At 70.4% G+C, this 16,334-nt stretch carries 17 protein-coding genes; 7 read left to right on the top strand and 10 right to left on the bottom strand.

The genetic code is table 11. The features are described 5' to 3' along the window. Positions 1–12: 12 nt before the first annotated feature. A complete protein-coding gene (locus ACFWE2_RS04475) occupies positions 13–588 on the bottom strand; it encodes a pyridoxamine 5'-phosphate oxidase family protein (protein ID WP_377223012.1) in 576 nt (191 codons plus the stop codon). A gap of 135 nt (positions 589–723) precedes the next feature. Between ACFWE2_RS04475 and ACFWE2_RS04480 the strand changes: the two genes are divergently transcribed. Next, on the top strand, positions 724–1,047 hold the full coding sequence (locus ACFWE2_RS04480) for an SRPBCC family protein (protein WP_377223013.1): 324 nt from the start codon (positions 724–726) through the stop codon (positions 1,045–1,047). A 4-nt stretch (positions 1,048–1,051) separates the two neighbouring features. On the opposite strand, the gene ACFWE2_RS04485 is transcribed toward ACFWE2_RS04480, so the two are convergent. Then, positions 1,052–1,477, bottom strand: a complete 426-nt coding sequence (locus ACFWE2_RS04485) for a hypothetical protein (protein WP_377223014.1) — start codon at positions 1,475–1,477, stop codon at positions 1,052–1,054. A 50-nt stretch (positions 1,478–1,527) separates the two neighbouring features. Further along, positions 1,528–1,842 (bottom strand): hypothetical protein, encoded by a 315-nt coding sequence (locus tag ACFWE2_RS04490; RefSeq protein ID WP_377223015.1) that lies wholly within the window; start codon positions 1,840–1,842, stop codon positions 1,528–1,530. Between the two features lie 563 nt (positions 1,843–2,405). Here ACFWE2_RS04490 and ACFWE2_RS04495 point away from each other — a divergent pair. Then, complete coding sequence (locus ACFWE2_RS04495; RefSeq protein WP_377223016.1) at positions 2,406–3,419, top strand: hypothetical protein; 1,014 nt, start codon at positions 2,406–2,408, stop codon at positions 3,417–3,419. Between the two features lie 29 nt (positions 3,420–3,448). On the opposite strand, the gene ACFWE2_RS04500 is transcribed toward ACFWE2_RS04495, so the two are convergent. From ACFWE2_RS04500 to ACFWE2_RS04520, 5 genes are read right to left on the bottom strand one after another with little or no spacing between them, the layout of a single operon-like run. Continuing rightward, positions 3,449–4,018, bottom strand: coding sequence for a dihydrofolate reductase family protein (locus ACFWE2_RS04500; RefSeq protein WP_377223017.1), 570 nt, complete (start codon positions 4,016–4,018; stop codon positions 3,449–3,451). A 19-nt stretch (positions 4,019–4,037) separates the two neighbouring features. After that, the gene (locus tag ACFWE2_RS04505) at positions 4,038–5,909 is read right to left on the bottom strand and encodes a cytochrome b/b6 domain-containing protein (protein WP_377223018.1); all 1,872 of its coding nucleotides are present in this window, start codon (positions 5,907–5,909) and stop codon (positions 4,038–4,040) included. Positions 5,910–5,914: 5 nt separating this feature from the next. Continuing rightward, positions 5,915–6,877 (bottom strand): electron transfer flavoprotein subunit alpha/FixB family protein, encoded by a 963-nt coding sequence (locus tag ACFWE2_RS04510; RefSeq protein WP_377223019.1) that lies wholly within the window; start codon positions 6,875–6,877, stop codon positions 5,915–5,917. Positions 6,878–6,891: 14 nt separating this feature from the next. Next, a complete protein-coding gene (locus ACFWE2_RS04515) occupies positions 6,892–7,671 on the bottom strand; it encodes an electron transfer flavoprotein subunit beta/FixA family protein (RefSeq protein WP_377223020.1) in 780 nt (259 codons plus the stop codon). A 42-nt stretch (positions 7,672–7,713) separates the two neighbouring features. Next, complete coding sequence (locus ACFWE2_RS04520; RefSeq protein ID WP_377223021.1) at positions 7,714–8,880, bottom strand: acyl-CoA dehydrogenase family protein; 1,167 nt, start codon at positions 8,878–8,880, stop codon at positions 7,714–7,716. Positions 8,881–9,466: 586 nt separating this feature from the next. On the opposite strand from ACFWE2_RS04520, the gene ACFWE2_RS04525 reads away from it, so the two are divergent. From ACFWE2_RS04525 to ACFWE2_RS04535, 3 genes are all read left to right on the top strand, one after another. Further along, on the top strand, positions 9,467–11,005 hold the full coding sequence (locus tag ACFWE2_RS04525; RefSeq protein ID WP_377223022.1) for an amino acid adenylation domain-containing protein: 1,539 nt from the start codon (positions 9,467–9,469) through the stop codon (positions 11,003–11,005). A gap of 80 nt (positions 11,006–11,085) precedes the next feature. Beyond that, complete coding sequence (locus tag ACFWE2_RS04530) at positions 11,086–12,282, top strand: hypothetical protein (RefSeq protein ID WP_377223023.1); 1,197 nt, start codon at positions 11,086–11,088, stop codon at positions 12,280–12,282. Positions 12,283–12,293: 11 nt separating this feature from the next. Next, positions 12,294–13,082, top strand: coding sequence for an enoyl-CoA hydratase-related protein (locus tag ACFWE2_RS04535; RefSeq protein WP_377223024.1), 789 nt, complete (start codon positions 12,294–12,296; stop codon positions 13,080–13,082). A gap of 4 nt (positions 13,083–13,086) precedes the next feature. On the opposite strand, the gene ACFWE2_RS04540 is transcribed toward ACFWE2_RS04535, so the two are convergent. Further along, the gene (locus ACFWE2_RS04540; protein ID WP_377223025.1) at positions 13,087–13,923 is read right to left on the bottom strand and encodes a helix-turn-helix domain-containing protein; all 837 of its coding nucleotides are present in this window, start codon (positions 13,921–13,923) and stop codon (positions 13,087–13,089) included. 101 nt (positions 13,924–14,024) lie between these two features. Between ACFWE2_RS04540 and ACFWE2_RS04545 the strand changes: the two genes are divergently transcribed. Continuing rightward, the gene (locus tag ACFWE2_RS04545; protein ID WP_377223026.1) at positions 14,025–14,765 is read left to right on the top strand and encodes an SDR family NAD(P)-dependent oxidoreductase; all 741 of its coding nucleotides are present in this window, start codon (positions 14,025–14,027) and stop codon (positions 14,763–14,765) included. 87 nt (positions 14,766–14,852) lie between these two features. Here the strand turns inward: ACFWE2_RS04545 and ACFWE2_RS04550 are convergent, their stop codons facing one another. Continuing rightward, the gene (locus ACFWE2_RS04550) at positions 14,853–15,602 is read right to left on the bottom strand and encodes an SDR family oxidoreductase (protein ID WP_377223027.1); all 750 of its coding nucleotides are present in this window, start codon (positions 15,600–15,602) and stop codon (positions 14,853–14,855) included. 238 nt (positions 15,603–15,840) lie between these two features. Between ACFWE2_RS04550 and ACFWE2_RS04555 the strand changes: the two genes are divergently transcribed. Further along, entirely contained in the window at positions 15,841–16,311 is a 471-nt protein-coding gene (locus ACFWE2_RS04555; protein ID WP_377223028.1) for a hypothetical protein, read from the top strand. Positions 16,312–16,334: the final 23 nt, after the last annotated feature.

The following is a 16,334-nucleotide window of genomic DNA, read 5'->3' on the forward strand; positions in this document are numbered from 1 at the left end:
GTCCTCGTCGCTCTACGCGACCGGCTCGGGTTCTACGGCTGGGTCGGCGTCGTAGGCCGGCAGGCCGTCGATGCTCGTGAGGTTCTTGCGCCGCCGGTACTCCTGCTGCCCGGCCTCCCCCTTGCGCTCGAAGTACGGCCCCATGAGGTCCCGCTCGCCCTCGTACGCCATGAGGGGCACGCCCCAGCCGCAGCTGTCGGAGATCCGGTCGACGTCGACCACGATGACCGCGCGGGCACCGGGGAGGTCGGTGAACCCACCGGCGAAGGCGGGGTACTCGTCGTCGTACCGGGTCACCACGCGGCCGGTGCCGTGGAACCTGACGATGTTCGGCGCCCCGTCGAACGCGCAGAACATCACGGTGATGCGGCCGTTCTCGCGGAGGTGCGCCACCGTCTCGCTTCCGCTCCCGGTGGCGTCTAGCCACGCGAACGTGTGCTCGTCGAGTACGGCGAACGTCCCGGGAACGCCGCGCGGCGAGACGTTGACGTGCCCGTCCGCGGCCAGCGGCGCCGTCGCCACGAAGAACATGTGCTGCCGCTCGACGAACTCGCGCAGCCGACCGTCGATCCGCTCGTGGAGTTTCATGCTCGCATGCTGCCAGACCACCGTCGCAGGTCAGGACCTGCCCCAGCACCTGGACGATCTTCGGAGCACTGACCTAGTCCCGGCAGGACCGCCTGCCAGCAAGCGGACTTCCCCGGGAAGCTGGAGCAGCTCGCCATGAAGTACACCGTCTCGATCGAGATGGAGGCCATCGCCCGCTGGCAACCGGCGGACCTGCACGGGATCCCGAGAGACAGCGTCGTTCACCTCGAGCGCGAGATCGTCGCCAAGGGCATGTGGAACGCCGCGCGCGAGCGGTTCACCGAAACCGGGCCGCAGACGACGCTCTGGGTGAGCGAGAACGAGTACCGGTTCAGCGGCTTACTGCGGCTGCTCGCGCCCTTCATGCGCGGTGTCTTCCGCAAGCAGTCACAACAGCACATGCAGGACTTCAAGGCGTTCGCCGAGCAGGGAACGGACGTGCGCGAAGCGAAGGACTGAGCGACTAAGCGGCGGGGCGGACGGCGTTCCGTGCTGCCCGGTTCCGCAGGTCGCCGACCAGGAGCCCGACCGCGAACGTCAGCCAGCCGGGGACCTGCACGCCGGCGAGCACCTGGAAGGTGAGCATCCTCCAGCCGTCGTCCCCGATCGTCGCGTAGTCGATCCCCTGGATGATCGCGATTACGCCGAAGGCCAGCCCCAGCGCGGCCCAGGCGTTGCTGACACCCCACAGGCGAAGCAGGGCGATGGCAACGACGAGGACCGCCGTGAGCACGATCGCCGCCCCCACGAGCCCCACCAGCAGCGCGATGCCGACGAGCCTCAGGTCGATCGAACCGTCTGGTCGGGCCAGCACATAGATCAGGTAAGCCACCGTGGTGACGACGAACGCCACCGGGGCCAGCACGAGGAACCGCCGTACGGTCTGCATGGGCACATCGTGACTGGTGCCCGTCAGGATGGCCAGGAATCACCGGGGTGTCATCGATCCCCTGACTTACCCCGCTGCCCGTCGATCAGCACCTTCGTCGCCCTGTCGATGTTCTCGGCGCACAGGTAGACCCCGACGATGAACTGGACGACGCCGGCAATGATCGCGATGACGCCGAAGATCCACGCCATGACCACGGCCGTCCCGTTCACTCCGGCGAACAGACCCGCCAGGAGTACGACAGCCACTCCCCCGAAGAGCAGACCGAGCCCCAGCGCGAGAGCACTGGCCGAGTTGTGGACCTCTCGCTCGTCGGAAGCAGCGTTCGTGGTGTCGGACGTGTTGTCGCTCGTCTCGTGGCTCACGAGGTGAAGCGTGCCATCGAACCGTCCGAGAATCGACGGAAGTAGGGCGCGAGCAGCGGGTCAGCCGGTCAGCCGCCGTGCGCGGCGTCGAAGGCGGTCTGGTTCTGGTGGATGTCGTGCTCGACTCGAGGCGTCTGCGCGAGGCGGGCGCCGTCCGCCAGTTCACCCATTCACTATGGCCGCAAATGTCCCGACAAAACCAGGACCTGCAGAGCCATATTCCTAAATTCACTCCGTCGTTACCTTGACGGTCATTTGTGGGCGGGAGCACCCTGAGCCAGCAGGGGAGATGGAGGTTTGACCATGCTTTCAGCAACTCAGCAGCTCCCGGTGAAAAGGACGGACCGTGCCGTTCGTAGACCGCGAATCAGCACGGCCGCGGCTCTCGTCCTCAGCGCCCTCTCGCTCGTCACCAGCGCACTTTCTCTGACCGCATGGCAGACGTCCGAGTCCGAACGAGAGCGGATAGAGAGCCGACTCGTCTGCCTCGAACGACCGGGGCCCAACGACTGCGGGCTGGACGGGAAGTAGCCGCCTGGCTACCTGCCCTACCGGAGGTTCCGATGGCTGAGACTGGCGGACTCGACTTCGACCGGTGGTCCTACGTGGCTGAGGAGCAGCTAGGGGTCAACGCGGTCGACATGCAGAATCGCAAGATCGGGCCGAACATCGCCAAACGCGACGGCGAGGGCCTCAACTGGTACCCGCTGGACCGTTTCCAGCACGTCCTGGTCGGCGAGATGGATCACTACAACTTCTACGACGGCTGGGGAGCGGAGGCCGACTGGAACCTCTTCATCAAACCCAGTCCGGAGTTCGCCTTCCTCCTGGATGACGCGCTTCCCAACGCGGACCTCGACGACGTGCACAAGTGCGAACGGTCCGAGGGTTTCTGCATGGAGGCCGAGGTCACGCCCGACGAGCACTATTACGACAATCCATTCTTTCCGAAGAACGGGTCATCGCCTCTGGTCGGGCACGACATCGGGGTCTACGGCCCCTGGGTGGCGGAGGAGGCGCACGGCTGGCGCCCGGAGATCCACCCCTCGCAGGCAATCTGGTGGCGAGATCCCGCGGCCGGCAGTCCTCCCGGACTCGATCTCCACGACTATCACCTGCTCGTCGTACAGGACGACTCCAACCGGTTCGACCGCAACGACAACTTCAGCGGAAACATCGTCCGGCCCTGGTCGAAACCTCCGATCGACCTCTTGTTCCGCCTCGCCGTGCGCGTACCCGCCGGCCAGATCCTCCGGCTCACAGTCGAGGAACTCTATGAGCGAAACGCCCACGACATCGGCAGCGCCGCCGTCGACTCCTCGTTGGACCTGGTTCCGAGCTTTCCCATGTTTATGGGTAGAACGCAGCTTCAGGTTCACATGAATTCGGACCCGCGACACGTCGCGGTCGCGTTCGAGTCCTTCACCGAGCGGGCGCGGTTCAGGAAGTCGGAAGGATTCCGAGGGTACGTGTCGTTGCGCTGCCGGGTGGGTGTCGGCGACCGCGGAGGAGAAGGCCTCCTTGCTCTCCTGGTCCGGGAAGAGATCGTCCCGCAGAGACCGGTGGTGTTCGCGTAGCCGCGTGGGCCGGCACGACGCCGACGGCGTCAGGCCGTGGCTTGCGCGGGCCGGTATCGCATGGCGACCGCCCCCGACCGGAACTCATGGCGGTCCACGAGCTCGAGCTGGATGCGCTCGCGCAGGCCGGCGAGCAACGTCGGCCCGTGTCCGGCGACGACCGGCTGCACGACGAACTCGTACTCGTCGATCAGTCCCAGATCCGCCAGTGCCAGAGGGAGCGTCACGCCACCCACCCACAGGCCCTCGCCCGGCTGCTGCTTGAGCCGCTGAACCGCCGGCCCCAGGTCACCTCGCACCAGCTCGGCATTCCAGTCGACCCCGCTCAGCGTGCCCGACACGACATGCTTCTTCGCCTGGTCGATGGCCTCGGCGAACGGGATCTCCCACTCCCCCATCCAGTCAGGCCAGGGGCCGGTGGCCGGCTTCCGCCAGGCCGACTCCATCATCTCGTAGGTCACCCGGCCGAAGAGCAGGGCATCGGCCCGCTCCATCTCGGCGGTCCAGTAGCGCATCGACTCCTCGTCCGGAGGGAGTCCTGCCTCGTGATGGCAACAGCCGTCGAGCGTGACGTTGATCGAGTATCGAAGTGGTCTCATCTGTGCCGCTCTCCCTTGGTCAGCGGCTGCTGACCTTGCCGACCAGGGAGGCGATCGGCGCGATCACCAGCGGCCTCGCCGCGACGACCGCCGCGACCGCGAGGACGAGACCCCCCGCGAACCAGGCGAAGCCGACCCAGCTGACCGCGTCCTGGGCCGCGAACATGTGGTTCAGGTTGCGCAGCGCTCCCGTGGCGAACACCAGGGTGACGTGGACGATCACGAACAGCACGAAGAAGAGCATCGTCGGGAAGTGGATCGCCCGAGCCACCGGCGCAGGGTAGAGCCGGTTCAGCCGGTCCGCGTCCTTGGGCCACCACTCGCTCATGCGCAGCCCGGTGATCGCGGCCAGCGGGGCGGCGACGAACACCACCGTGAAGTACATGAGCTGCTGCAGGCTGTTGTAGTTCACCCAGCCGTGCTCGGTGGGCCAGTCCAGCGTGAGGTACTGCAGCAGGGCCGACGCCGCGTTCGGGAAGACCTCCCAAGACGTCGGCACGATCCGCATCCAGTGGCCGGTCGCGAACAGGAGCACCACGAACGCGGCCCCGTTGGCCAGCCACAGCAGGTCGATGCCGGTGTGCAGCCACAGGTTGATGCTGATCTTCTTGCCACCCTTGGCGGGCGTCCAGTAGGCGGGCGGGGTCTTCTGGTACCGCACCTGCAGGCCCGTGCGGACGATCAGCACCATGAAGAAGAAGTTGAGGTAGTGCATCCAGTTCGCCCAGGCGGGGAAGCCGACCGGGGCGGACTCGGGCAGCTCGTAGGACCCGGGGTAGCGCTCAAGGAACTCCGGCACGCCAGGCAGCGTGGTCACGCCGCGCGCGGCCAGCACGATGATGCCCGCAGCGGCGACGACGCCGGCCAGCCCCCACCCGAGGATCCGTGCCCACCCGCCGAGCGTCCGCGAGCCGATCCTGCGCGGCTCCCGCGCGGGCTCGACGGGTCGTGCGGGTGCGGCGGGTCGTGCGGGTGCGGCGGGTCGCGCGGGTGCGGTCGCGCGCGACGCCTCGGTCGGGCGCGCCTGCTCGGTCGGACGCGGCGCCCTCACGCTTGCCGACGCGGCCGGGGCCTCGACGGCGGGCTCGACGGCGGCAGGCGCCTGGACGACCGGCGCGCTCTCGGCGGCTGGAGCACTCTCCGCGGCGGGAGCACTCGGCGCCAGGACCGGCTGCACAGGCTCAGGTGCGGGTGCCTCGCCGTCGTCCACCTGGGTACGGGAAGGCTCGGCCGCAGCCGGCGCAGTGGCCGCGACAGGTGCGACGGCGACTCGGCGCTGGACCGTGACCGTCTCCGCCGGAGGCCAGGGCTCGCCACCGGTGACACGCGGCAGGCCGCGACGCAGCACCACCTCCTCCGTGACGGAGTCGGCGGCCGGTCCGGCCTCCCCGACGGCGGCCGGGGTGTCAGCGGTCGCGAGCACAGCGCCAGCCGGGAGGTCCGCAGCAGCGGACGCTTCCGCGGTCGCGGCGGCCGTCTCCTCGCTCACGACGGCGGTCCCGCCCGCCACGGCAGGCAGGCCGGCGTCGGGAGTCAGCGCCGGGGCCGGGCCACGGTCCACCCGGACGACGGCAGCCGGCGGCCAGGGCTCGCCACCTGCGACACGCGGCAGGCCGCGACGCACCGGAACCTCGACGTCGCCGGCCGGCGCCGTCGCGCGCGCGGCACCAGCCGCCGGCTCCGCGGCCGGCTCGGCGAGCGCAGGCGCAGCAGGTGCGGCAGGCGCAGCAGGCTCGGCAGCCGCGACGACGAACGCGGGCTCGGCCGCCTCCTGCGCGGCGGTGTCCTCGGCCGCTGCCGGAGCCGCCGCCGTCTCGTCGACCGGCGGCCAGGCCGGTCCGCCGGGATGACGCGGCAGCCCCTGACGAAGACCCTGGGTGAACGTCGCCACGGTGGTTACGCCTTCGCCTTCTCGATCTCGGCGATGAGCTGCGGTACGACGGTGAACACGTCACCGACGATCCCGAAGTCGGCGATCTCGAAGATCGGGGCGTCCTCGTCCTTGTTGATCGCGACGATGGTCTTGGCGGTCTGCATGCCGGCCAGGTGCTGGATCGCCCCGGAGATCGCCAGGGCGATGTAGAGCTGCGGCGCTACCTGCACGCCCGTCTGACCCACCTGGGCCGACGACGGCACGAACCCGGCGTCGACCGCGGCGCGCGACGCGCCGACCGCGGCGCCGAGCGCGTCGGCGAGCTGCTCGACGAGGGCGAAGTCCTCCTTCGAGCCGAGGCCCCAGCCGCCCGAGACGACCTTGGCGGCTCCGCGCAGGTCGGGGCGCCCGGCGGTCTTCTCGGCGACCTCGACCGAACCGATCGTGGCTGCGGCGACACCGCTCGCCGCCACCTCCAGCACGACCTCGGCCAGCGGCCGCGCCTCGGCGCGCGCCTCGACCGCGCCCTGCCGGACCGTGATGACCGGCGCGCCGTGCGTCACCGTCGAGGTCACCGTGTAGGACCCGCCGTAGGCGGAGCTGCGGGCGATGACGCCCTGGTCGTCGCGGGCCACCTCGGTCGCGTCGACGACCAGGCCGGAGCGGGCGCGCACCGCGAAGCGGGCGGCGGCCTCCCGGCCGTCGACCGAGTGGGACGCCAGGACGGCGTCGGGCCGCACCAGGGCCGCGGCGGCGACCAGGGCGTCGACCACGCCCACCTGGCCGTCGGCCGGCGCGGGGGCGCGCAGCACCGTGGCGGCCCCGAGCTCGGCGGCGGCCTTGGCGGCCGCGTCGTCGCCGAGGACGAGCGCGACCGGCGTCCCGACGGTCGAGGCCGCACCCAGCAGCGCGGCCGAGGACTTCGCCAGGGCGCCGTCGGGCGTCGTGTCGAGCAGCACCAGGATCGAGTCAGCAGCGATAGTCATCGTCGTCCCCCTTCTCAGATCAGGTGGTTCTCGGCCAGGAAGGCCGACAGTCGGACGGCGGCGTCCCCGTCGTCGTCGGTGATCTTCACGCCGCCGCCGCGCGGAGGACGGGCGTCGATCGCGAGCATGATCGAGCGCGACGTGCTCAGGTCGTCCGCGTCGACGCCGAGGTCGGCGAGCGAGAGCACCTCGACCGGCTTCTTCTTCGCCGCCATGATCCCCTTGAAGCCCGGGAACCGGGGGTCCGGGAGCGCCTCGGTCACCGACACGATGGCCGGCAGCGGGGCGCTGAGGCCCACCGCCGCGTCCTCCGACACACGCGTGCCGCTGACCTCGGCGTCCCCGATGGTCACCGCTGTGAGGTTCGTCAGGCTCGGCAGCCCCAGGTGCTCGGCCACCATCGCGGGCAGCACCCCGCCCATGCCGTCCGTGGACTGGTTGCCCGCGAGCACCAGGTCGTACCCGACCCGGCCGAGCGCCGCGGCGATGACCTCGGCCGTCAGCCCGAGGTCCGCGCCGACGAGCCCGCCGTCGACGACGTGCGTCGCGCTCGCCGCGCCCATGGCGAGGCACTTGCGGATCGACGTCGTCGACTCCTCGGGACCGACGGCGAGGACGTGCACGTCGGTGCCCTCGTGCGCCTCGGCGTAGGTGAGCGCGACCTCCAGGGCGCGCTCCCCGATCTCGTCGGCGACGAGAGCTGCCGTGGCACGGTCGGCGAGCCCCGTCTCCAGGCTGAGCGTGCGCTCAGCGTTGGTGTCGGGCACGACTTTCACCAGGACGACGATCCTCATGGGCTGACTCTGCTCTTTCCTCGAACGGCTGACGTGGAGAGACTACTTGCGGCCGGTGATGCTGCGGGCGACGATCTCGCGCATCACCTCGTTCGTGCCACCGTAGATGCGGTGCACGCGGGCATCGAGGAAGGCTCGCGCGATCGGGTACTCCAGGATGTAGCCGTACCCGCCGTGGAGCTGGACGCCCTGGTCGAGGATCTCCCACTCGCGCTCGGTGCACCAGAACTTGACCTTCGCGGCCTCGTCGGCGCTGAGCTTGCCGTGCCGGTAGAGGTTCATCGCGCGGTCGACGTAGGCCCACATGACGTCCACTGTCGTGGCCATCTCGGCCAGCCGGAACCGGGTGTTCTGGAAGTCGATGACCGGCTTGCCGAACGCCTCGCGGCTCGTCGTGTAGTCGATCGTCCACTTCACGCCGGCCTCGGCCACCGCCGCGGCGACGGCACCGATCGAGAGCCGCTCCAGCGGCAGGTTCATCATGAGGTGCACGAACCCGCGGCCCTCGACGCCGCCGATGAGGTTCTCGTCCGGCACGAAGACGTCGCTGAAGCTCAGCTCGGCCGTGTCGTGGCCGGGGAAGCCCATCTTGTGCAGCTTCTTGCCGTGCTCGAACCCTGCCATGCCGTCCTCGAGGATGAGCAGGCTGAAGGCGTCCGGGCGGTTGCCCTCACCGGTCTTGACGAACGTGACGACGATGTCCGCCGTCTTGCCGCTGGAGATGAACGTCTTGGCACCGTTGACGAGGTAGCCGCCGTCGACCTTCTTCGCGGTGGTCCGCGCGGCCCGCAGGTCGCTGCCCGCACCCGGCTCCGTCATCGCGAGCGCGCCGAGGACCTCGGCCGTTGCCATCTTCGGGAGCCACTTCGCCTTCTGGGCGTCGGTGCCGAAGTGGGCGATGTACGGCACCGCGAGGTCGTCGTGGATGCCAACGGCCCCGGCCAGCGCGGAGCCGTGGCCGCAGCCGATGAGCTCCTCGTTCACCACGCTGCGGAAGCGGTAGTCCATCAGCATCCCGGCGCCGCCGAACTCCTCCGGCACGGAGAGCCCGACGATGCCGTGCTCGGCCGCTGCCTTCATGGTCGCGCGGTCGACCTCACCGTCGGCGTCCCACTGCTTCGCCTTCTCCGGGGTGACGTAGCGCTTGACGAACTCCTTCACGACCTCGCGGAACGCGTCGTGGTCCTCGTCATAGATGTCACGCTGCATGGCTTCGCCTTTCGTTGGGCCGGACGGCTGTGGTGCCCGGCGCGTGGAGGGGAGATACCGTGTTCCGGCCAGCCGGCCTCGACGTTACCCAGGGGCGCGCGGTGAGGACAGTCGTCGTGTCGTCAGCTCGCACAGCGGGTCCCGTCCTGCTCGTCGTCGAGGAGCCTGATGCGCCGGCGTCACGCCGCCACCCGGGCACTGGCGAGTATGCCTGAGACCCAGTATCAGATCAAGCGCCAGCGGCCGACGGCGGCGCCCGCGCCGAGGTCCAGCTCCGAGCCCTCGTCTGAAACGGCGTCTCCCAACTGCGGTACCGGCCACGCCGACGAGGGTCCGAAACGCCGGGCCGGGCCCGGGGCGCCGGCCATCCCGCAGCCTGAAACGATTAAGTAGATGCCAAATCAAGGACATTTCGCCTTACGGTGGCCGGCGAGTGAGACCTCGTCCATGTGTTCCGCCGAGCTACCGAGTCAGGGGCGAGTGTCCGAAGCCCTGCGTGTCGAATCTCTACCCGGTCTTGTCTTGCCAACGAGGGCTTTCGAGGCGCTCTCGTTCGCGAGCGCGTCCCGAAACGGAGCAGCCGCACATGACCCATCACATCGACCGGTCCACGCTGACCGGCCTGACGCCGTCCGACCAGGAGCTGTTCCGACGCTTCGGGACGGGGGCTTCGGAACCACCGCCGTTCGTCCTGCTCCACCAGGCGTTCGAGGCCACCGCCCGGCGCCGGCCGGAGGCGATAGCGGTGACCCACGCCGGCGGGTCGCTGACCTACCGCGAGCTCGACCGGCGGGCGAACCTGCTCGCCGAGACGCTCGTCCGGCTCGGCGTCGGACCGGGTGATCGAGTCGGACTGTTCGTCAAGCGCTCGATCCCGATGGTCGTCGGCATCCTCGGGGTGCTGAAGGCAGGGGCCGCGTACGTGCCGCAGGACGCGCGGATCGCGTCGAGCGCACACCTGGCGCACATCGTCACCAGCGCCGACATCCGAGTCGTGCTGACGCTGTCCGAGTGCGCCGCCGACCTGCCCGCGCTGCCCGGCCGGGTGGTGCTCGCGGTGGACACGCTCTTCGGTGAGCGGGCGGAGCCGCCAACGGTCGCGAGCAGGCCAGGACATCCGGCGGTGGTGATCTTCACCTCGGGCACCACGGGCACACCCAACGGCGTCGCCGTCACGCACGCGAACCTGTGCAACGTGGTCACGCACGGCCCGGGAGCACTCGACGTCCGGCCCGGCATGAAGGTGTCGCAGCTGCTCAACATCGCGTTCGACATGGCGGCGTGGGAGATCTTCGTCGCGCTCTGTCGTGGCGCGGAGCTGGTGATCAGGGGCGACTCGATCCTGCAGGCGGTGCGTTCGGTGGACGTGGTGATCGCGACACCGAGCGTGCTCGCGAGCCTCGATCCCGCCCAGTGCCGCAACGTCACCGTGGTGGCGGTGGCCGGGGAGCGCTGCCCGCGCGCGCTCGCGGACACCTGGTCGTCGTTCGCCCGGTTCCACAACGCGTGCGGACCCACCGAGGTCACCATCGTGAACACGATCGCCCCGCCGCACCGGCGCGGCGAGGAGCCCACCATCGGCTCGCCGCTGCCCAACACCACCGTCTATGTGCTCGACGAGCACCTTCGGCCGTGCCCGATCGGCGCGGTCGGCGAGCTGTGGGCAGGCGGGGCCTGCGTCAGCCAGGGCTACCTCGGCAATGCCGAGCTGACCGCGCAGCGCTACCTGCCCGACCCGTTCCTCGGTGGCGAGCACCGCATGTTCCGCACCCGCGACCTCGGCAGATGGACCTCCGACGGCCGGCTCGAGCACCACGGACGCACCGACGACCAGGTGAAGGTCCGTGGCTTCCGGGTCGAGCTGGACGCGATCACCTCGGCGCTGGAGCGCACGCCCGGCTGCGAGCGGGCGACGACCGTCCTGCACGACGGCGAGCTCATCGGCTTCGTCACCCCCGCCGGAGTGGACACCGTCGCGGCCAGCCATGTGGTCGCGGGCGTCCTGCCCTACTACTGCGTGCCTGCCACCGTCCGCGCCGTCGCCGAGCTGCCGATCACGCACCGCGGCAAGGTCGACAAGCGGGCCCTGGTCGCCGGACTGACCGCCGAGGAGGCGATGGCGTGACGCAGGCCGACACCGAGCTGGCCCACCCGCTGCCACCGCTTCACGGGAGGTGGCGGCGCATCTGGCGCCACAGGCGGTTGATGCACCACAACCGGCTCGCCGCCGGCGTGGTCGCGGTCAACCTCGTGGTCGCCGCCGTGGTCGCCGCCGACGGCGGCTGGCTGGGCGACCTGGGAACGATCTCGAACCTGGTGCTGGCGAACATCGCGCTCGCCGCGCTGATCCGGCAGCAGTACGTGATCAACGCGATCTTCCTGTCCGCGACCAGTGCACCCGTGACCTGGCCGCTGCGGGTGCGCACCCTGCTCGGCAAGGTCTACCACGTGTTCGGGGGCCTCCATGTCGGCGCGACGGTGTCCGCGACCGGGTGGTTCCTGGTCTTCGCGGTCACCGCGACGGCGCGGCCGGTGGGTGCGGCGGTACTCGTGGTGACCTACCTGATCGCCGCGCTGCTGCTCGCCATGATCACGTTCGCGCTGCCGGCCCTCCGGGCGCGCCACCACGACCGTTTCGAGCTGGTGCACCGCTTCGGCGGCTGGAGCCTGCTCGCCCTGTTCTGGCTGCACTCCTTCCTCTTCACGGGGGCCGGGCCGGTGCCGTTCCTGGTGCTGCTCGTCGTGACGGTCAGCATCGCGCTCCCCTGGCTCCGGCTGCGCCGGGTGCCGGTACGGATCACGGCTCCCTCCTCGCACGTCGTGCTCGTGGGCTTCGACTACGGCGTGACGCCGTTCGCCGGCTCGTCCACCACGGTCAGCCGTAGCCCTCTGCGCGAATGGCACTCCTTCGCCAACGTGCCGTCCCCCGGTGCGCCCGGATTCCGGCTCACCATCTCGCGGGCGGGCGACTGGACCGGGGCGCTGATCGACGACCGTCCGTCGCACCTGTGGGTCAAGGGCATCCCGACGGCCGGCGTCGGGAACATCGACCGCCTGTTCCGCCGTGTGGTGTGGGTGGCCACCGGCAGCGGCATCGGCCCCTGCTTACCGCACCTGCTCTCGCGTGAGACGCCCTCACGCCTGGTCTGGTCCACCCGCGACCCGCGGGCCACCTACGGGGACGACCTGGTCGAGGAGATCCTCGCCGTGCAGCCCGACCCGGTCATCTGGGACACCACGGCTTCCGGCAAGCCCGACCTGGTGGCGCTCGCCTACCAGGCGTACCGCGAGTTCGACGCGGAAGCGGTCATCTGCATCTCCAACAAGAAGACCACCTGGAACATCGTGGAGCAGCTGGAGATGCGTGGCATCCCGGCCTATGGCGCCATCTGGGACTCCTGAAGGGAACCACCATGAGCGACAAGACCTTGCTGCTGTCGGACGACGACGGCGTCCTGACCATCACCGTGAACCGGCCGGACGCGCTGAACGCGCTGAACGAGGACGTGCTCACCGAGCTGCGTACCCTGCTGGAGGGCCCGCTGCTGACCGGTGGCGGCCTCAGGGGCGTCATCCTGACCGGGGCCGGCGAGCGCGCCTTCGTCGCGGGAGCCGACATCCGCGAGATGTCCGTGATGACCCCGGACGAGGGCGAGGCGTTCGGCGCGCTCGGCCAGCGGGTCACCCGGCTGTTCGAGGAGCTGCCCGTCCCGGTGATCGCCTGTGTGTCCGGCTATGCGCTCGGCGGGGGCTGCGAGCTGGCCATGGCGGCCGATTTCATCTACGCCACCGGCTCGGCGGTGTTCGGCCAGCCGGAGGTGTCGCTCGGCCTGATCCCGGGCTTCGGCGGCTGCGCGCGGCTGCACCACCGGGTCGGCCTGAGCTGGGCCAGGGAGCTGATCTACACGGGGCGGAAGATCGATGCCGCGGAGGCGCGGCGGATCGGGCTGGTCAACCGGGTGTTCGACACCCGGGAAGAGATGCTCGACTCCGCCGCCGCGACCCTCGCGGAGATCGCCACTCGTTCGCCGGTCGCGGTCGCGCTGTGCAAGGCGGCCATCGGCGACTCGGTCGGGCGGCCCGTCACCGAAGCGCTCACCATCGAGAGAGCGGCCTTCCGGAAGGCGTTCGAGACCGACGACATGCACGAGGGCACTGCCGCGTTCCTTGCCAAACGGCCGCCGTCGTTCCCGGGGCGCTGAGCGGTCAGACGGCCCGCAGCGCGCGGGGTCGCCGGCCGGCCAGCCCGTCGAGCGCGCACGACGTCGCCTCGTCCGCCGGCAGGAGCACGATCAGGCGCTGACCGTCGGCATCGGGCAGCGCCAGGGTCTCGCTGTCCAGTCGGAGCTCGCCAGCCTCCGGATGCCGCATCCGCTCCGTGCCGGCGCGGTAGCGCGGTACGAGCGGTGCGGCATACCGGTCGGTGAACTCCGCTCCCGCCAGCACGGCCAAGGCCTCGGCGAGCTCGGCGACGTGCGGGTCGCCGGGCAGCGACTCCATCCGGAGCGCCGCGACCTGCCGGTCGGCCTCGTTCGCCCAGTCCGGGAACGCCTCCCGGGCACGGGGCTCGGTGAGGACGAACCGGAGCAGGTTCGGGTGACCGTCGTCGAACAGGCCGAACGGTTCGAGCAGACGGCGGTACGTGCTCGTCGCGGCCAGGACGTCGCCCACGCGGTTGAGCAGCACCGCCGGTGACGGCTCCAGCCGGTCGAGGAGCGCACGGACGGGCGGCCGGACGGAGTCGGCAGGCGGGTCGGTCGTGCAGGCCCCGTTGGTTCCCTTGCTGGCGCGGAGCAGCAGGAACCGGTCCGCCGAGGCCAGGCGGAGTGCGTCGGCCAGCGCCCCGAGGATCTCCGGGGACGGATGCCTGTCCCGGCCCTGCTCCAGGCGTGTCAGGTACTCGACGCTCACCCCGGCCAGGGTGGCGAGCTCGGAGCGGCGCAGCCCGGGCGTCCGTCGGCGGGTGCCGCGCGGCAGGCCCACGTCCTCGGGCACGAGGGCCTCGCGGTGTGCGCGCAGGAGTGCGCCGAGCTCGCTGGTCATGTGCGTCAGCCTAGACGGGCGGGGTGTGCGGAGGGTGGCCCGCTCAGGGCCAGTCTCCGGCCGGTCTGGTTGGCCGACGGCGCTCCGCGCACGGTTGAGCCATGGACATCGGACTTCAGGATCGGACAGTCATCGTGACCGGCGCGTCGGGCGGCGTCGGGCGACGGATCGCCACCGCCTTCGCGGCGGAGGGCGCGAACGTGGTGGTCACCTACCGCAATGCCCGCGACGAGGCGCAGAAGGTGGCCGACGAGATCGGCGACCGCGCCGTCGTCGTGCAGTACGACCAGGCGGACCCTGGCGCGGCCGAGGCGCTCGTCGCGGCGGCCGTCGAGGCCACCGGACGGGTGGACGTGCTGGTCAACAACGCGGTGGCCTGGGGTGACATGGTGCCCTTCGACACCGTGCCCGACGAGGAGTGGACGGCGCTGCTCCGCAGCAACGTCGAGGGTGCGATCCGGCTGACGCGCGCCGTGACGCCGCTGATGCGCGCTGCGGGTTGGGGGCGGCTCGTGCACCTCTCGTCGTCGCTCGTGACCGACGGCGTGGCAGGCGCCGAGTACTACACAGCGGCCAAGGCCGCGCTGCACGGCTTCAGCCGGTCGGTCGCGTTCTCGCTCGGGCAGGACGGCGACCTGCTGTCCAACGTGGCGATGCTGGGGCTCACCCGGACGGCGACCAACACCCACATCGTCGAACAGGTGGGGCAGATGTACGCCGACCGGTCACCGCGCGGACGGCTGCTGGACGCGGCGGAGGTGGCGACCGCCGTCGTCTGGCTGGGTTCCGCTGCGAACACCGCGGTCAACGGCCAGGTGATCGGGCTGACGGGCGGGGCGTAGCCGCACCCAGGGCGACCGTCGAGAGCGGGACGAGCCGGTCTGTGGGCCGGGCCTCCTCGACAGGCCGTACGGCCTGTCGAGGTGGGCTCAGGCCCTCGAGCGCAGCCAGTCGGCATACGTCTGCGTGCCGTGGTCGGCGTCGCTGCCTGCGACGAGAGTGCCGTCGCGCAGCGCCCGACCCAGCGCACCCGGGAAGGGAACCGGCAGGATCCAGACCCTGGTGCCGGTCGCCGCCCTGAGCGCGCGCACCATGTCGACAGCGTTCTCCTCGCGAGGCCCACCGAAGTCGGCGACTCGGCCCGACGGCCCGACGTCCACGAGGTCGATCAGCCGCCCGGCCACCTCGCTTGCGGCGACGGGCTGGGACCGCATCTGGGGAACGATCACGAACCGGCCGTACCGCAGGCGCTCCATGATCTGTCCCGCGAACTCGTGGAACTGGGTGGCCCGCACGAGGCTCCACGGCACGTCGCTCTCGGTGACGAGCCGCTCCTGGAGAACCTTGCCCGCGTAGTAGCCGTACGGCGCCTTGTCGGCGCCGACGATCGAGAGCGCCACGTGGTGTCCGACACCGGCCGCCTTCTCGGCCTGGAGCAGGTTGCTGGTGACCGCTCCGTAGAACTTCTCCGAGGCGCGCGCGGACTGCGTCTGTATCGACGTCACGTCGACCACCGCTTCGACGTCGTCGAGCACTCCGTCCAGGCCTGTCCCGGTGACCAGGTCGACGCCCGTGCTGTGCGCGAGCGTGACAGCGTCGTAGCCGCGCTTGCCTGCGACCTCGACGACGTGCCGCCCGAGGACACCGGTCCCGCCCGCAACCGCGATCTTCCGTCTCATCATCTACTCCTTGTCGTCGGCTTCCTGCCTCTATGACCGCGCAGCGAGCCCGTGTGTGACTACCGCACCGTGCTTCAGGCCGGCCTTGGGCCCTCGATCCCTCTGACGGCGATCCCTCTGACGGCGTGGCATGCCGGAGTGTGAGGTCGACCGTGCACATCACATTTCCCGGGGCTGTCCGGTCAGGGTGATGAACGGCAACACCGCCGCACACCGAGAGCGAACGAAGGACGACACGATGTCTGAGACAGCAGCAGCCGAACGCCGCGCGCCCCACGATGCGCGCGCAGTGAGCCGCGCCCAGTACGGCGCGCTCGTCGCGACGGTGATCATCGTCGGCGTCGTCGGCGCGTGGTCCTACTTCTGGCCGCAGCCCTACTTCGACCACTTTCCCGTCTTCCTCGGCGAATGGGTCTCCAAGGACGGCCCGTACAACGAGCACCTCGTGCGCGACCACGGCGCCATGTACCTCGCGCTCGGCGCGGCATCCCTCTACGGGCTCGTCCGGCCCTCACAGGTCGGCTGTCTGCTGCTGGGCATCGCATGGACGGCCTTCGGGGTCCTGCACTTCGGATACCACGTCACCCATCTCCACCACCTCCCGACGGACGAAGCCACCGGCCAGGTCGTGGTCCTCGCCGTCGCGATCCTCCTGGCGGTCGCGTTGATGATCCCCGGGCGCGCTCGCGAGAGACAGGAAGCGCGGTAGGACGGTCGAACACGGCGTCGGCT

Origin of the sequence: Promicromonospora sp. NPDC060271 (assembly GCF_042726755.1) — a bacterium.
GTDB lineage: Bacteria > Actinomycetota > Actinomycetes > Actinomycetales > Cellulomonadaceae > Promicromonospora.